This window comes from Pseudomonas frederiksbergensis, from assembly GCF_900105495.1.
Classification (GTDB): Bacteria; Pseudomonadota; Gammaproteobacteria; order Pseudomonadales; family Pseudomonadaceae; genus Aquipseudomonas; species Aquipseudomonas frederiksbergensis.
Genome location: NZ_FNTF01000002.1, coordinates 2,509,678 through 2,524,597, shown reverse-complemented (window position 1 = coordinate 2,524,597; position 14,920 = coordinate 2,509,678). Strand labels below are relative to the sequence as shown.

At 59.1% G+C, this 14,920-nt stretch carries 16 protein-coding genes; 4 read left to right on the top strand and 12 right to left on the bottom strand.

The annotated features are described in order from the left end of the window. Window positions 1-53: 53 nt before the first annotated feature. Window positions 54-593, top strand: coding sequence for an AidA/PixA family protein (locus BLW70_RS11870; RefSeq protein WP_074874245.1), 540 nt, complete (start codon window positions 54-56; stop codon window positions 591-593). 59 nt (window positions 594-652) lie between these two features. On the opposite strand, the gene BLW70_RS11865 is transcribed toward BLW70_RS11870, so the two are convergent. Continuing rightward, a complete protein-coding gene (locus BLW70_RS11865; RefSeq protein ID WP_074874244.1) occupies window positions 653-1,738 on the bottom strand; it encodes a type I restriction endonuclease in 1,086 nt (361 codons plus the stop codon). Window positions 1,739-2,038: 300 nt separating this feature from the next. On the opposite strand from BLW70_RS11865, the gene BLW70_RS11860 reads away from it, so the two are divergent. After that, entirely contained in the window at window positions 2,039-2,449 is a 411-nt protein-coding gene (locus tag BLW70_RS11860) for a low affinity iron permease family protein (RefSeq protein ID WP_074874243.1), read from the top strand. Window positions 2,450-2,494: 45 nt separating this feature from the next. Here BLW70_RS11860 and BLW70_RS11855 read toward each other — a convergent pair whose 3' ends face one another. The 6 genes from BLW70_RS11855 to BLW70_RS11830 form a co-directional block, all read right to left on the bottom strand. Further along, window positions 2,495-2,998: a DUF4142 domain-containing protein gene (locus BLW70_RS11855; protein WP_074874242.1), complete on the bottom strand. Its 504-nt coding sequence runs from the start codon at window positions 2,996-2,998 to the stop codon at window positions 2,495-2,497. Window positions 2,999-3,071: 73 nt separating this feature from the next. Further along, complete coding sequence (locus BLW70_RS11850; protein ID WP_074874241.1) at window positions 3,072-3,230, bottom strand: KGG domain-containing protein; 159 nt, start codon at window positions 3,228-3,230, stop codon at window positions 3,072-3,074. A 117-nt stretch (window positions 3,231-3,347) separates the two neighbouring features. After that, entirely contained in the window at window positions 3,348-4,697 is a 1,350-nt protein-coding gene (locus BLW70_RS11845; protein WP_074874240.1) for a sensor domain-containing protein, read from the bottom strand. Between the two features lie 85 nt (window positions 4,698-4,782). Further along, on the bottom strand, window positions 4,783-5,421 hold the full coding sequence (locus tag BLW70_RS11840; RefSeq protein ID WP_074874239.1) for a LysE family translocator: 639 nt from the start codon (window positions 5,419-5,421) through the stop codon (window positions 4,783-4,785). A 62-nt stretch (window positions 5,422-5,483) separates the two neighbouring features. Then, window positions 5,484-5,900, bottom strand: coding sequence for a fosfomycin resistance glutathione transferase (fos, locus tag BLW70_RS11835; RefSeq protein ID WP_074874238.1), 417 nt, complete (start codon window positions 5,898-5,900; stop codon window positions 5,484-5,486). Window positions 5,901-5,909: 9 nt separating this feature from the next. Continuing rightward, window positions 5,910-6,848, bottom strand: coding sequence for a LysR substrate-binding domain-containing protein (locus BLW70_RS11830; protein WP_074874237.1), 939 nt, complete (start codon window positions 6,846-6,848; stop codon window positions 5,910-5,912). Between the two features lie 77 nt (window positions 6,849-6,925). Between BLW70_RS11830 and BLW70_RS11825 the strand changes: the two genes are divergently transcribed. Continuing rightward, window positions 6,926-7,414 (top strand): DMT family transporter, encoded by a 489-nt coding sequence (locus BLW70_RS11825; protein WP_074874236.1) that lies wholly within the window; start codon window positions 6,926-6,928, stop codon window positions 7,412-7,414. A 180-nt stretch (window positions 7,415-7,594) separates the two neighbouring features. On the opposite strand, the gene BLW70_RS11820 is transcribed toward BLW70_RS11825, so the two are convergent. The 5 genes from BLW70_RS11820 to yiaY form a co-directional block, all read right to left on the bottom strand. After that, a complete protein-coding gene (locus BLW70_RS11820; RefSeq protein WP_074874235.1) occupies window positions 7,595-8,926 on the bottom strand; it encodes an MFS transporter in 1,332 nt (443 codons plus the stop codon). Window positions 8,927-9,112: 186 nt separating this feature from the next. Next, window positions 9,113-10,039, bottom strand: coding sequence for a hydroxymethylglutaryl-CoA lyase (locus BLW70_RS11815; protein WP_074874234.1), 927 nt, complete (start codon window positions 10,037-10,039; stop codon window positions 9,113-9,115). Next, window positions 10,036-11,229 carry a CaiB/BaiF CoA transferase family protein gene (locus BLW70_RS11810; protein WP_074874233.1) on the bottom strand — a complete coding sequence of 398 codons (1,194 nt, stop codon included), beginning with the start codon at window positions 11,227-11,229 and terminating at the stop codon, window positions 10,036-10,038. Before BLW70_RS11810 ends, BLW70_RS11815 begins: the two co-directional genes overlap by 4 nt. 238 nt (window positions 11,230-11,467) lie before the next feature. Further along, window positions 11,468-12,376: a LysR family transcriptional regulator gene (locus tag BLW70_RS11805; RefSeq protein WP_074874232.1), complete on the bottom strand. Its 909-nt coding sequence runs from the start codon at window positions 12,374-12,376 to the stop codon at window positions 11,468-11,470. Between the two features lie 195 nt (window positions 12,377-12,571). After that, window positions 12,572-13,720 carry an L-threonine dehydrogenase gene (gene yiaY / locus BLW70_RS11795; RefSeq protein ID WP_074874230.1) on the bottom strand — a complete coding sequence of 383 codons (1,149 nt, stop codon included), beginning with the start codon at window positions 13,718-13,720 and terminating at the stop codon, window positions 12,572-12,574. 156 nt (window positions 13,721-13,876) lie between these two features. Here yiaY and BLW70_RS11790 point away from each other — a divergent pair, with 156 nt between their 5' ends. Then, on the top strand, window positions 13,877-14,896 hold the full coding sequence (locus BLW70_RS11790; protein WP_074874229.1) for a DUF4917 family protein: 1,020 nt from the start codon (window positions 13,877-13,879) through the stop codon (window positions 14,894-14,896). Window positions 14,897-14,920 lie beyond the last annotated feature (24 nt).

The following is a 14,920-nucleotide window of genomic DNA, read 5'->3' as shown; positions in this document are numbered from 1 at the left end:
TGCTGAGCCGACGCGGCTGTCGTTATGCAGCAACATCATGAAAGGAATCCATGATGACTTCCGAACCGATTACCTCACCCTCGACGAGCATCGCGCCAGCCAATAATGTGCTGCTGATCGTCGATGCCGAATCACTGCTTTCACGCTATCCGCAACCTAGTCCTGATCCGCAAAATCCGACCAGGATCGAGGAAGGTTTCATCTTTCCCATCAGCGGCACAAAACCCACACAAAGTACAACTAATGACAGCCTAATGACGATTACCGCCAATAACGGAAAGAACTTCCAAATCCGTGGCAGGACCGTCAGCTTGCTCGCCGAACACAGTGTGGTGTTCTACGGAATGTCTGTCGGTGATGCCGGGGTACTTTCACCGCCCGAACTGGTCGTCCACGCCAACCTGACAGTCCCTGCACCCGATCCCGAAAACCCGACCCAACCGGGCAGCCACACGGCCGATGATCATTATTGGCACTGCACGCAATTGGCGGCTGGGGTGGCGGCGTGCGAACTGCAATTCATGCTGATCGATAAAAGCTGCGAGGCATTGGGGTACTTCAGTTGGTCGGTGGACGTGAAGTTGGTGGAGTGAACAGAAATCCAAAAAAAACCGGCTTCATGGGCCGGTTTTTCACCTGTCAGTTGGCGTGGCTAGTCGTAATATCCAACGGTCTTCTTCAAGTGATCCGAGTATTCGTAGATATCGTCTATCGAGTTAATTGCGTGCCGGGTTTCATTTTTCTCTTCGTCAAAAATCCCGATGTACTTCTGTGAACGATTGAAGTGCAGGCGACAGATAGGTTTGCGGTTGTTGTCGTCAAGCAGGATGCCGAAGTAACTCTGGGTATCGCGCTGAACAATCCGCTTGGCATCGACAACAGACCGAACAACGGCACGGACGATGTGATACCCCTCCAGCTCTTCCAGCGTAGTCAGAACCTTGTCCTCTGACTCGTCCCGCAAATCAGACGGCTCGGCACCACTGGATGAAACCGGCAAAGAGGCTAACGCGGGTTGGATGGCGCCGCTCATGGCCGACTTGAGCCTGTCGTTGATTTGGTCGTTGAGAAACTGCACCACGGCTTTTCTTGTTAGCTCATGGAACTGCTCACGGACCTTCTGAGTGATCACCCCGTCATACACGCGCGACGCGAACACCTTCACAAAGTCGTCATCAGGCTTGCTGACCTGCGAAGCAATGACCTTTTTGATTTGGCTGACGTACTTCAACTCACCTGCGGCGCTAATGATGGAATCCACATCGAAGGCCGACTTGGTGAGCTTGACCAACTCGGGGACGGAATACTCGTCGATATCCAGAAGGTCGAGTTCAAGAAATGGCTTCTCATCCATCTTGTTAGGCGCATCGAGGTCGGTGAAAAATTTGTAGACCTGACCGTTGGTAAGGATAGAGATTCGAGCGCTGGTGACGTGGAAGTAGCGAAACAACTGGGAGGCGTGATTGATGTGCAACGGCTCGCCTATTTTTTTGCACTCGATAAGGATTTGAACCTCTCCCCCCTTCATGATTGCGTAATCAATCTTCTCTCCCTTTTTCGTTCCAATGTCGCAAACGAATTCAGGAGTGACCTCCGTCGGGTCGAAGACATCGTAGCCCAGCACCGTGCTGATAAATGGCATGACAAAAGCGTTCTTGGTCGCTTCTTCCGTCTTAATGGCAACGCCTTGCAAACGAACTTTGGCGGCTAAGCTAGCTAACTTTTCGAAGAATTCCATGAGTGGCCTCTTATCTGGTTCGATCCGTGTGTTTGCATGCTGGCAAATTGACTGCCTTTGATACTAGACACAAACCGGCACAAAGAAAGAATCCAGCCAGGAATTGGGAACAACAGAGATTTCTTCCATCCCTATCTTGCTCAATTCGTCCTACAAGATCGCCAGATCGCAGTCTCGGCCGCTCCTCCGACCTACCGAGATACGAGCCACCGGCTTTTCATTGAACCCGGAATTTAATCAGAATTTTCAACATGCCAGTGCTGTCTGAAAATCAGGCGCATCCCTATAAGGAGCACGGCTATGAAATTCGCAAACGTCGCTCAGAAACTTTCCCTGTGGGCCGGCAGCCCCAAGACGTTCATGGGGGCGATCATTCTGATTTTTCTGTGGGGTTTGAGTGGGCCGATTTTTCACTTTAACGACACCTGGCAACTGATCATCAATACGTCGACCACCATCATCACCTTCCTGATGGTGTTCCTGATCCAGAACACCCAGAACCGCGATACGGACATTTTGCACTTGAAGGTCGATGAGTTGCTGCGGGTGACGAAGGAGGCGCAGAACGCAATGCTCGGGCTTGAGGCGCTGGACCTCAAACAGTTGGAAGCGCTGCGAAAGAAGTATCGGCAACTTGGCGAGGGCGAAACGATTTCCCTGGACGGCACTGTCGTCCAGGAAAAAGGCAAGCAGGATCTGGATGAAGGCTGATCGGGCTCATCGCGGGTGACTCGAGGTCACCCGCATTTTTGTGGGTTAGCGACTGGCTTGCAGCGCCTTGGCCATTTCCAGGTGGTTCTGCAGCTTGGGCAACGTTTCTTCGGCGAAGGCTTTGATTTCAGGCACATCGATGGTCTGCGCTGCCTGTTGAAGCTGTTCGATGGCTTCCTGGGTGGTTTTCACCTGGCTGGCTGCGTAGGCCTGGTCGAAGCTCGCGCCGTCCTGCACTTGCGGCATCAAGGCTTTGGCTTTATCGACGACTTCGTCGCGCGGAGCTACCGGCAAATCCAGTTGCTTGGCAATTTTCGCCAAGTGCTGGTTGGCGGTGGTGCGGTCATTGATGACGACGATGGTGTAGTCCTTGACCACTTGGGATTCGGTTTTCTGATGCGCCAGGCGGCTGGCTTCGATATCGGCCATGCCTTTGGCCGACGCATCGTTAATGAATTCGGCGGGGGACTGGGCAAAGGCACTGCTCGCGCACAGGCCCAGCAATGTGGCAAAACTGGCATTGCGTAATCGGGTGGCCATCCGGCTCATGGTCGCGCCCTCCTCGTTAAAAATTCAAACGGGAGCTTACGCTCCCGCCTCTCAATCAAAACTACCTTCACCGCTACTTCGATTTCTGACCACCTTTGCGGCCCATATCGGGTTTCGAAGAGTCTTTATCGACGGTCGTGGTGGTAGTTTTCCCACCTTTGCGACCGGCTTCAGACGCCTTCGTTCGATCGTTGCCGAAGTTTCCCGAGTTCGAGTTTCTTGAGTTAGGCATGATTCTCTACCTCTTGGTAATGATCGCGGCGAGCAGAAGCCCGCATAGAATCAGAATTTCGATCACCACAAAGGTTTAGAAAAATTGAAATCGCCGCGACGAACGGTGGCAGATTTTTCAGACGCCGAGGCGCTGTTGATGTTGGCGCTTGGCGACGTACATGGCCTCATCGGCATGTCGGAACAACTGCTTTTCTTCAGTGCCGTCGTCGGGGTATCGCGCAACGCCGATGCTCGTCTGGATGATCAGGCTGTGGCCGTCCAGACGCAGGGGTTGAGCCAAAACCTGTCGGATTTTTCCCGCCACGCTGTGGGCATCTTCGGAGGCGTGGATGCTGTGCAACAACACCACAAACTCATCACCGCCGATGCGTGCCACCGTGTCGGTTTCTCGAACGCAGCCTTTGAGCCGGTTGGCGACCGCTTGCAGCAGCATGTCGCCGACCGCATGGCCGTAGGTGTCGTTGACTTGCTTGAAGCGGTCGAGGTCGACGTATAGCAGTGCCATTCGGCCAGAGTCCGCCCGCGCCAGCGCCAGTGAATCTTTAAGCCGGTCCCGGAGTAACTCTCGGTTGGGCAACTGAGTCAGTTGGTCGTACTGGGCCATGTGCTGGAGTCTGGCATGCAATTGCTTGCGCTCAATCGCAGTGGCGACCTGGGCGCAAACGTATTGCAGCAGCTCCTTGTCCTGTTCGGTGTAGCGCTCACCACCGGGCACGCTTTTAACAATCAGCGCACCAATGGTGCCGTTTTGTGAACTCAACGGCACACCCAGCCAGCAAGGTGAATGCGGACCCGCGACCAGCGCCTCGAACCCTTGCGGCAAATGGTCCTGATCCGGGGTCAGCAGAATCGGCTGGCCGCTGCGAATCACCTCCGCACAGAGACGTCCGGTGATCGTTCCGGGCTGCTCGGGTTGCCGCTCCAGGTCGTCGACGTGATAAGGGAAATTCAGCTGGGCGCAGTGTTCGTCATACAGCGCCACGGAGAAGTTCAGCGCCGGCAGCCATTCGCCGATGATCGAATGGATGCGCTTGAACAACGCCAGTAAGTCTTCCGCCGCGTGGGCCGCTTCGGAGATCGCATACAACGCCGCTTGCCGGGATTCGGCCTGTTTGCGCTCAGTGATGTCACGTGCCACGGCGATGCGCAGTTGGTCGACCTCCGACCAGCGCGCCGACCAGAGGATGTGCGCCACTCGGCCATCTTTGCGCAGGTAGCGGTTTTCGAAATTGAGCTTGGGTTCGCCGCCCATGATCTCCCGCGCGGCATCGAGGGTGCGCTGACGATCGGCGGGATGCACCAGATCAATCATCGGCTGGCCGATCAGCTCTTCGGGGGTATAGCCGAAAATACGCTCGCAGGCCGCGCTGACAAATACGAAGCGACCTTGTTTGTCGACCGCGCAGACGGCGTCCAGCAAGAGATCGATGTAACTCGCCAACGGCGCGGAATTTCTGGTTGCCATAGTGCGGTGAGCGTGTCCGGCCAATGCAGCAATAAATAACCTTCCCTGCCCCATCAGTACAACTGACGCTTCCTTGCAATCAGCCTCACGCCTTGTTCGTCACCAACCCCGGCAATGCATGCGCCAGGGCATTGATGGCGAATCCGATAAACATCACCCCACACAACCGGGTGATCAGCAGCTCATGGCGCTGGTACAACATGCGTACCTGCCGCGCACCGACAATGCCAATGAGGATAGCGTAGGCCATGAGACCACCAACGAAGCTCAGGACAATCAGCCACGGCAGCATCGACCAGTGCAGCAGTTCGGCACGGCTGGACAGCAGCGCGGTAAAAGTCGCTACCGCCACCGGGTAAGCCTTCGGATTGGTCAGGCCAAACAGAATACCGTGCCAGAACGGCTGCCGCGCCGGGCCTTGAGGTGCTTCGTCACTGCTGCGACGAGCGCGAACCGCACGCAGACCAAGCCAAAACAGGTACAGCCCGCTGAGTACGCCCAGCACATCGAATGCGCTACTGCCGATTTCCCGCGCACCGACAATCGCGATCAGCGCAGTGCTGCACCAGACCACATCCCCCAGCAAATGCCCGCAGAGAAACCCCGCCCCGGCCCTTCGACCGCGCGCCGCACCAATGCCAAACACTGCCAATACACCCGGCCCCGGCGTGATGCCGTAGATAAAGCCTGAGGCGAGAACAGCCATTAGCAGCGATGGGGTCATTGGAAGTCCTGTTGAGCCGGGGTGAATGCACGCAAGTCTATCTCAGGTTCCCGGGATCCGACTTACAGATCGTCGAAGAACTTCATTCCCGCATAGGGACGTTGCCGACAGGCTGCCAGCCGTGACGCCAGATCGCCAACATGGGCTTCGAGCTTGTGCCCGTCAGGGTCGAGGAAGTAGAAGGATGCGCCTTCGCTCCGGTTATCACGCCATTCCCGGACGTCGGCGGATCGCAGGCGTTCGACGAAGAGCGGGAAGTCTGTTGCGTTAATGCCGAAGGCGAAATGGGTGTAATCGGCGGCGGGTTCAGAGTTGCGCAGTGGATCGAGGGAAAGACACAACCAAAGACCCGGCAGCGAGAGATAGGCGCCAGTGTCCCAGGTGGCTTCAAGCTGAAGTTGCAGCAGATCGCGATAGAACGCCACGCTGCGGTTCAAATTGGTGACGGCGAGGGTCAGGTGGTTGAGGCCGCTGAGCAATTTTTCACCTCAATCGTTAATTGATGAGCCGGTTTGATCGCCACGTACTATCCCTTCCCCAATCTGCCCATTCAACCAGTTCAACGCCTGATCCCCGCCCCGCCGCTTGTGCCAAACCAACACAAACGTAAACGGCGGAATATGAAACGGTGGCGGAACGACGATCAACGACTGCTCATCGATATTGAGCAACCCTCGGGAAGCGACGGTGAGGATCAGGTCGGTGCCGCTGATGAATTCCGGGGCGACGCTCCAGTGCGGCAGGCTGATCGCCACGCGACGGCGTTCACGCAGGGCTGTCAGGGCTCGTTCGATTTCCGGGGTGCCACTGCCGCGCATTTCCAGCAGGACGTGGGGGCGGGCGAGGTAGGTTAGCAGGTCGAGCACGCCATTGGCGGGCAGGCTGTTGCGGTCGACCAGACAGGCATAGTGCTCTTCGAACAGCGGGGTGCTGCGCAACTCGTTCGGCAACTCTGGAAACACGCCTGCAGCTACGTCGATGTCGCCGTTGAGCACACCCTCGAGCATGCCTTCGCGGCTGGCATGGCTGATTTGCAGGTCGATGCCCGGCGCTTTCCTGCGCAAGGTCCGTATCAACCCCGGCAGGACGATTGCAGCACCGTAGTCGGACATAGCCAGTCGAAACGTGCGCTTGGCGGTGGCCGGATCGAAGGTATTGGGTGCCAGCAGCGATTGCACTTGAGCCAGGGCTTCTGCCAACGGTGCCATCAACTCCAGGGCTCGCGGGGTTGGCACGAGGCTGGCGCCCGCCCGCACCAGCAAAGGATCGCCGAGCAGGTCACGCAATCGCGCCAAGGCATGGCTGACGGCCGGCTGACTCAAGTGCAGGCGCTCGGCGGCACGGGTCACGTGTTGCTCGCTGAGCAAGGCGTCGAGGATCACCAGCAAATTGAGGTCGACGCGGCGAAGATCATTCATCTGATGCATGTTCTGGATAGCTATTTGGAATTTAAATCTGCGCGACGAATACTCTAGAGTCCAGCAAAACCTGTTGGAGATTCATCATGAGTACGTTGCATTGGGCCGGGCTGTTGCTGCTGGCCGTGATAGCCGGGGCGGTGGTGCCTTTTCAAAGCGCAATCAACGCCAACCTCGGGCGTGGCTTGGGCCATCCGTTGTGGGCGACCCTCGCGTCGTTGTTGATCAGCATTGTGGTGGTGTTGCCGGTTATGTTGGCGCTGCGTTTGCCGTTGCCGTCACTGGCGTTCATCAGCAAGGCGCCGCTGTGGATGTGGACCGGCGGTGCGTTTGGGGTGTGCTTTATTTCGTTGGCGCTGGTGTTGCTGCCCAAGCTCGGGGCGTCGGGGTTTATGGCGTTGGCGCTGGCGGGACAGGTGGTTGCGTCGCTGGTGCTGGATCACTTCGGGTGGTTTGGGTTGGTGGAGCGGGAGATGACGTTGCCGCGGGTGTTTGGGGCGGTGTTGTTAATGGCTGGAGTGGTGTTGATTCAGTTCGGTGGCACATTGGAAAAAGCGATAACAGCAACGTCTTGATCGTTCCCGCGCTCTGCGTGGGAATGTAGCCCGTGACGCTCCGCGTCGCTGGACACGGAGCGTCCCTTGAAGCATTCCCACGCAGAGCGTGGGAACGATCATCTTCTTGCGATCGCAGCCTTCGCCAGCTCCAGCAGTGATGCGTGGTCGGAGCAGGAACCGGCGTAGCCTGCGAAACTTTTAAAACTTGTCGAGCGTGCGCAGCTTTTGCGGCAACCCCCACAGCAGTAGCGCGACGGCGATCAGCGCACAGACGCCGATGACATACAGCGCCGGCGTGGTGCTGCCGGTCAGGTCTTTGATCCGCCCCACCATCACCGGGCTGACGATGCCGCCGAACTGGCCGAGGGTGTTGATCACTGCGATCCCGCCAGCAGCCCCTGCCCCCGCACCGGCCAGCAGCTTGGGCGGCAGGGTCCAGAAGCTTGGGATGGACGCGATGATCCCGGCACCGAGCAAGCCTAGCGCGACAATCAGGAAGGTCGTGTGATTAGCGAAGATCCCCGCACAGAAGAACCCCGCCGCGCCCACCGCCACCAGACCTGCGACAAATTTGCGTCGCTCGCCAGTCGAGTCGGACAACCGCCCGATCACCACCATGGTGATCGCGCCGCAGATGTAAGGGATGGCAGTCAGCAAACCGATCATCACCGGGCTTTCGGTGCCAGCGCTGCGTATCAGTTGCGGGGCCCAGAAGTTCAAGCCGTAGGACGCCACCTGAATCAGGAAGTAGATCAGCCCGAGGGTCAGGAAACCCGGAATCCGCAGTGCGGCGAGCAACGAGCCGCCACTCTTGTGCGGTTCATGGTGCGCAATACGGCTGGCCAGCAGCGTTTTCTCTGACGGCGTCAGCCAATGGGCGTCTTCGATGCGGTCCTTGAGCAACGTCAGCACCAGCAAACCGAGGCCGATGCAAGGCACGCCGCCCAGCAGAAACAGCCAGTGCCAGCCGCGCATATCGAGGACCCCGTCGAGGTGTTGAAGCACCAGCCCGGAGAACGGAGCCCCGACCAGACCGGCAAACGCCGACGCCAGAAACAACATCGAGGTGATGCGCCCGCGATAGTGCTGCGGGAACCACAGCGTCAGGTAATACAGGACTCCCGGCGCAAAACCGGCCTCCATCGCACCAATCAAAAAGCGCAGCACGTAGAACTGCCATTCGCTGTTGACGAAGACCATGGCCGCAGTGGCGAGCCCCCAGGACATCATGATCCGGGCGATCCAGCGCCGGGCGCCGACCTTGTACAGCATCATGTTGCTCGGCACTTCGAAGATCACGTAACCGACCACGAACAACCCGGCGCCGAGGCCGTAAGCGGTGTCGCTCAGGCTCAGGTCGGCCTGCAATTGAAACTTGGCGAAGCTGATGTTGATGCGGTCGAAAAACGCGAACAGGTAGCAGACCATGATCAACGGCATCAGGCGCCAGGCGACTTTGCTGACCAGGGCTTTTTCTTCGTCGTGGTTAACGGACGGGCTCGCGCCCGCCTCCAGTACATTAAGGCTCATGAGATTCTCCAGGTGGACTGCCCGTGGGTGTCCGATTGTTTTTGTTGTCTGGTTGAGAGGCTGTATGTGAGTGTTTTTACTGTGGGAACGAGCCTGCTCGCGATAGCGGTGGTTCAGTCGACATCTATGTTTGATGTGAATCAGTCATCGCGAGCAGGCTCACTCCTACAGGGGGATTCGGTGTGGTCAGGAAGGGCTTGGGTGCAGATCGCAATTGCGTCCGGCCTTGGCCAGTTGACCGGGCACTTCGTGGCCCAGCAGCGCGGGCAGTCCTCGCGACAATTGCAGCAGCAGCGGCAGATCGATGCCGGTGTGAATGCCGATTTCATCGCACAGGTTGACCAAATCTTCGGTACAGATATTGCCCGAGGCACCCGGCGCGAACGGGCAACCGCCGAGGCCGCCCAGCGCCGCGTCAAAGCGTCGGGCACCGGCCTCATAAGCGGCCAGTACGTTGCACAAACCGAGGCCGCGGGTGTTGTGGAAATGCAGGGTCAGATCAGCGGGCGAAACTCGTTGCAAGACCCGCCGCACCAGCCGATCGACCTGCCGCGGATTGGCCATGCCAGTGGTGTCGGCCAGGGTAATGCCCTGGATCCCGAGTTCCTGATACGCCTCGACGATTTGCAGCACGCGATCTTCATCGATCTTGCCTTCAAACGGACAGCCGAAGGTGGTGGCGATGCTGGCGTTGAGTCGCACCGTCGTTCCGCGAACGTATTGCACAACCTCGCCGAACGCGGCCAATGAGGTTTCGCAACGCATGCGCATGTTGGCCAGGTTGTGGGTCTGGCTGGCGGACATCACCAGGTTCAACTCGTCAGCCCCAGTCGCCAGTGCTCGTTGTGCGCCTTTCAGGTTGGGGATCAACGCGACGTAAATCACCCCGGGTTGCCGGGCGATGCCCTTGAATACCAGCTCACCATCGCGCAGCGCCGGAATCGCCTTGGGCGAAACGAACGAACCGGCTTCGATGCGGCTGAAACCAGCCAGCGACAGCTGATCGATCAAGGCAATCTTGTCGACGGTTTCGACCCAGGTCGGCTCGATCTGCAAGCCGTCGCGGGGGGAGACTTCCTGAACAATCAGGGTCTCGGAAAAACCAGTGATCATTGCACCACCCCTTGAGCCTTCAGCCGTTCGATGTCCGAATTCGCAAGGCCCAGCCCCGCGAGGATGGCATCGGTATGCTGGCCCAACGCAGGCCCGGACCAGTTCACGCCACCGGGCGTCTCGGACATTTTCGGCACAATGCCGGGCATCTTCACCGTGGCACCGCCGGGCAGGTCGGCGTTGAGCAGCATGTCCCGCGCCTGATAGTGCGGATCGGCGACGATATCGGCGACTGAATAGATGCGCCCGGCCGGGACTTCGGCGGCTTCCAGTGCCGACAACACATCGTCGATCGGCAGGCTGCTGGTCCAGTGGGTGATCGCCGCGTCGAGCACGTTGCTCTTGGCGGCACGCCCGTCGTTATGGGCGAATTCCGGCGCATCGGCCAGGTCACGGCGACCGATGACGTCCATCAAGCGCTTGTAGATCGGGTCGCTGTTGCCGGCGATCACCACGTAGGCGCCATCGGCGGTCAGGTAAGTGTTGGAGGGCGCGATGCCCGGCAAGGCCCCGCCGCTGCGCTCCCGAACATGGCCGAGCATGTCGTATTCCGGCACCAGGCTTTCCATGACGTTGAACACACTTTCAGCCAGCGACACATCGACGACTTGCCCACCGCCCTGCCCGGTCTTGACCCGCAGCAGCGACATCAGGGCGCCGATCACCGCATGCAGTGAAGCCAGGGAATCGCCGAGGCTGACACCGACCCGGGCCGGCGGTGAACCGGGGGTGCCGGTGGTGTAGCGAATTCCGCCCATGGCCTCGCCGATTGCACCGAACCCTGGGCGATCGCGGTAAGGGCCGGTCTGGCCATAACCGGATATGCGCACCAGCGTCAGGTTGGGATTGAGGGCATGCAACACGTCCCAGCCCAGACCGAGTTTCTCCAGGGCGCCGGGGCGCAGGTTTTCGATCAGCACGTCGGCGCTGGTCGCCAGTTGCTTGACCAGTTCAATGCCTTCGGGGGATTTCAGATTCAACGCCAGGGACTTCTTGTTGCGCGATTGCAGGTACCACCACAGCGACGTGCCTTCGTGCAGCTTGCGCCATTTGCGCAGCGGGTCGCCCTGACCCATGGCTTCGATCTTGATCACGTCGGCGCCGAACTCGGCGAGCATGCGCGCGGCGAACGGCGCGGCGATCAGCGTGCCGATCTCGATCACTTTGATTGCACTCAAGGGGGCAGTCATCGCGGGGTACCTCATGTTGTTCTTGGAATTGAGCCAAGGCTAGAGGACCACGGGCGAAGGAATCCAACCTTCAGTTGGCAACGAGCGTTCGCGAAACGCGAACGGTCTGAAAGACTACTGCGACCTCAGGTCAGCCATCGCGAGCAGGCTCGCTCCCACAGTTGATCTGCGGCGCACATAAATCCCCTGTGGGAGCGAGCCTGCTCGCGATAGGGCCAGTCCATCCAATCAAGAATAATCAGACCTCGCCGCGCAAATGCTCGAACAACATCCGGCTCACCGGCGACAGCGCCGCTTCATCGCGTACCACCAGAACCAACGCGCGATCCGACCAGTCATCCGTCAACGGCACCGCGTGCAAGCCCAACGCCCGACCAAACAGCTCATAGGCTTTTTGCGGCAGGATGCCGATGCCCATGTTGGCCTGGACCATCCGGCACATGGCGTCGAAACCCGGTACATGAATCCGTAACCGCAGCACTTTGCCCGCCTCGCGCGCGGCTGCGTGGGTACGCATATTGATTGAACTGGCGGAATGCAGACCGACGTAATCGCTGCCCAGCGTATCGACGAAGGCCAGGCTGGAACGACTCGCTAACGGATGATCGGGCAGCATCAACACCATCAATTTGTCCTGTCGATAAAGCACGCTGTGCAGACCTTTGACGTCGCTGTCACTGGAGCAGATCCCAAGGTCCGCCACGCCATCCAGCACCCCCTGAATCACCCCGCTGCTGGGGCGTTCTTCGAGGTCGGTCTTGACCTGAGGATGACGCTCGGAAAAGTCCCGCAGGTCTTCGGGCAGGAATTGAATGATCGCCGACAGGTTGGCGAGCATCCGCACATAGCCGCGAATACCGTGGCTGTGTTCGCCCAGTTCGAGCCCCATTTTCTCGACGTTGAACAGCATCTGCCGAGCATGGTGCAACAAGGTTTCACCGGCCGGCGTCAGGGTCATGCCCTTGGCCTGGCGCACGAACAGGCTGATGCCCAGCGCTTCTTCCAACTCCATCAGCCGCTTGCTGGCCGCCGACACGGCGATGGCTTCACGCGCGGCGGCGCGGGTCAGCGTGCCCTCCTCGTGAACGGCGACAAACAGCTGGAGAGTGATCAGGTCGAGGCGGCGGATCAGGCTTTTTTGCAGCATGGAGGGCTCGATGACTTCTGTTCGACAGAGTCGGCAGGATAGCCCGGTTTTTACGCGATTCGGCAAAGCAATTAGCCCACAGGCGGTTCTGGCCGCCCTATTGCGTCGCGGTGTTTGGCCAGTCTTTGAGTTATTGGATCAGCCTGTTTCTGGCCTGGCGTTGGGCGCGATGCTCGCGCCCGGCCGCAAGACTTCCTAAAACGCGCTGCGGAAAATCTCCTCGATCTGGCGCTGATCCGCCACGCGTGGATTGGTCAGCCCACACGCATCTTTCAAGGCATTGCTGGCGAGCATCGGGATGTCGTTGAGCTTGGCGCCGAGCTCACGCAAGCCGGCAGGGATTTCCACGTCCTTGGATAGACTGCGGATCGCCACAATGGCCGCCTGGGCGCCCGCTTCCGGGGTGAGGCCGTGAACATCGGCACCCATCGCAAGGGCGACATCGGTAAGGCGATCGGCGCAAACCAGCGCGTTAAAGCTTTGTACGTGAGGCAACAAGACCGCGTTGCACACCCCATGCGGCAAGTCGTAGAACCCGCCCAACTGGTGGGCCATGGCGTGGACAAAACCCAGGGATGCGTTATTGAACGCCATGCCGGCGAGGAACTGCGCGTACGCCATGTTTTCCCGCGCGGCCATGTCGCTGCCGTCGCGGACGGCCAGGCGCAGGTTGTTGCTGATCAAGGTGATCGCCTTCAGCGCGCAGGCATCGGTGATCGGATTGGCCGCCGTGGAAACGTAGGCTTCGATGGCGTGGGTCAGTGCGTCCATGCCAGTGGCGGCCGTCAGGCCCTTGGGCATGGCGACCATCAGCGCCGGGTCGTTGACCGACAGCAGCGGCGTGACGTTGCGATCGACAATGGCCATTTTCACGTGACGGGATTCGTCGGTGATGATGCAGAAACGGGTCATCTCGCTGGCGGTGCCGGCGGTGGTGTTGATGGCGATCAGCGGCAGTTGCGGCTGGGTGGATTGATCGACGCCTTCGTAATCGCCAATCTGCCCGCCGTTGGTCGCGCACAACGCGATGCCTTTGGCGCAGTCATGGGGCGAACCGCCGCCCAGGGACACAACGAAGTCACAGCGGGTTTCTTTCAGCAGACCCAGGCCGATCTCGACGTTGGCGATGCTCGGGTTAGGTTTGGCGCCGTCGAAAATCACAGAATCGATGTCCTGCTTCGCCAGCTTCTCGGCAATCATCTTCGCTACGCCTGCCTTGGCCAGCCCGGCGTCTGTGACGATCAATGCCTTGCGAAAACCATACTTGCGAATGGCGTCCATGGCTTCGTCGAGGCAACCAATGCCCATGATGTTCACGGCGGGGATGAAAAACGTGCTGCTCATGAGCGAGTCTCCTGGCTGAGGCCGAATCGTTAGCGCCGATCCAGCGGGGACCCACAGGATCGACCTATCGGTCACGCAGTAACTTGATCTGGCTCAAGTCTTGGTCGTGATAAAGTCGCCGCCCATCAGCCCCTTTGTTTTGAGACTTTGACCGCAATGACCGATTTCCAGGATGTTGATGCCCAACTTGAAGACTGGAACGCCTTGCGCGCCACCGCCTCGTTCAGCGGCCTGCTGGTGGGCAACGGCGCCAGTCGCGCCGTGTGGGACGATTTCGGCTACGACTCGCTGTTCGAAAACGCCCGTACCGTCGAAGAAAAACCCCTGAGCCAATCCGAGCTGAGTGTGTTCGACGCCATGCAGACGCGCAGCTTCGAGCAGGTGCTCAGCGCGTTGAAAACCACCAGCCGGGTCAACAAGGCCCTGGCCGTGAGTTCCGCCGCGCCGCGCAATCGTTACTACGCGATCAAGGAAGCGCTGATCAACACCGTGCACGCAGTGCATATCCCGTGGCGGCTGGTGGTGCCTTCGTCGCTGGCGACGATCAATCAGGAACTGGGCCGCTACCGGACCGTGTTCACCACCAATTACGATCTGCTCAATTACTGGGCGACCCAGCACCAGCCTGATGCCATCAGCGACCTGTTTCAGGGTGCAGAATCGAGCTTTGACCTGAGCGCCACGGCGACCGATAAAACCCGCCTGCTTTACCTGCATGGCGGCTTGCATCTGGTGCGGAATCAGGACGGCACGGCGCGCAAACTGATGTCGACCGAGGGCACGTTGCTCGGAAGTTTCGCGATCAACAACACGATCAAGACCCTCGACGATGTGCCGCTGTTCGTCAATGAAGGGCCGGCGCAGGACAAGCTCAAAACCATTCGCAGCTCGGACTACCTGTCGTTCTGCTACGACCAGTTACTTGGCCATGGCGACGGGTTGTGCCTGTTTGGCCATGCCCTGGGTGAGCAGGACAGCCACATCATCCACGCCTTGCGCCAGGCGAAACCGCAACGGGTGGCGATCTCGATTTACCCGCGCAGCAAGGCCTTCATTCAGCACCAGAAACGACACTACGCGAAGGTGTTTGAAGGCACCGGGAGTGAGTTACGTTTTTTTGATTCGAAGACCCATGCGTTGGGCAGCCCGAAGCTGACAGTTCCAGTCGAGGTCTGAAGACCATAAAGATCGTTCCCACGC

What these genes read in the sequence shown, in the direction of transcription:
- BLW70_RS11840 (WP_074874239.1), bottom strand. Translation starts at nt 5,421, where the DNA reads ATGACCCCATCGCTGCTAATGGCTGTTCTCGCCTCAGGCTTTATCTAC.
- BLW70_RS11810 (WP_074874233.1), bottom strand. Translation starts at nt 11,229, where the DNA reads ATGACTGCCCCCTTGAGTGCAATCAAAGTGATCGAGATCGGCACGCTG.
- BLW70_RS11830 (WP_074874237.1), bottom strand. Translation starts at nt 6,848, where the DNA reads ATGCATCAGATGAATGATCTTCGCCGCGTCGACCTCAATTTGCTGGTG.
- BLW70_RS11805 (WP_074874232.1), bottom strand. Translation starts at nt 12,376, where the DNA reads ATGCTGCAAAAAAGCCTGATCCGCCGCCTCGACCTGATCACTCTCCAG.
- BLW70_RS11850 (WP_074874241.1), bottom strand. Translation starts at nt 3,230, where the DNA reads ATGCCTAACTCAAGAAACTCGAACTCGGGAAACTTCGGCAACGATCGA.
- BLW70_RS11870 (WP_074874245.1), top strand. Translation starts at nt 54, where the DNA reads ATGACTTCCGAACCGATTACCTCACCCTCGACGAGCATCGCGCCAGCC.
- BLW70_RS11815 (WP_074874234.1), bottom strand. Translation starts at nt 10,039, where the DNA reads ATGATCACTGGTTTTTCCGAGACCCTGATTGTTCAGGAAGTCTCCCCC.
- yiaY (WP_074874230.1), bottom strand. Translation starts at nt 13,720, where the DNA reads ATGAGCAGCACGTTTTTCATCCCCGCCGTGAACATCATGGGCATTGGT.
- BLW70_RS11820 (WP_074874235.1), bottom strand. Translation starts at nt 8,926, where the DNA reads ATGAGCCTTAATGTACTGGAGGCGGGCGCGAGCCCGTCCGTTAACCAC.
- BLW70_RS11860 (WP_074874243.1), top strand. Translation starts at nt 2,039, where the DNA reads ATGAAATTCGCAAACGTCGCTCAGAAACTTTCCCTGTGGGCCGGCAGC.
- BLW70_RS11845 (WP_074874240.1), bottom strand. Translation starts at nt 4,697, where the DNA reads ATGGCAACCAGAAATTCCGCGCCGTTGGCGAGTTACATCGATCTCTTG.
- BLW70_RS11790 (WP_074874229.1), top strand. Translation starts at nt 13,877, where the DNA reads ATGACCGATTTCCAGGATGTTGATGCCCAACTTGAAGACTGGAACGCC.
- BLW70_RS11825 (WP_074874236.1), top strand. Translation starts at nt 6,926, where the DNA reads ATGAGTACGTTGCATTGGGCCGGGCTGTTGCTGCTGGCCGTGATAGCC.
- BLW70_RS11865 (WP_074874244.1), bottom strand. Translation starts at nt 1,738, where the DNA reads ATGGAATTCTTCGAAAAGTTAGCTAGCTTAGCCGCCAAAGTTCGTTTG.
- BLW70_RS11855 (WP_074874242.1), bottom strand. Translation starts at nt 2,998, where the DNA reads ATGAGCCGGATGGCCACCCGATTACGCAATGCCAGTTTTGCCACATTG.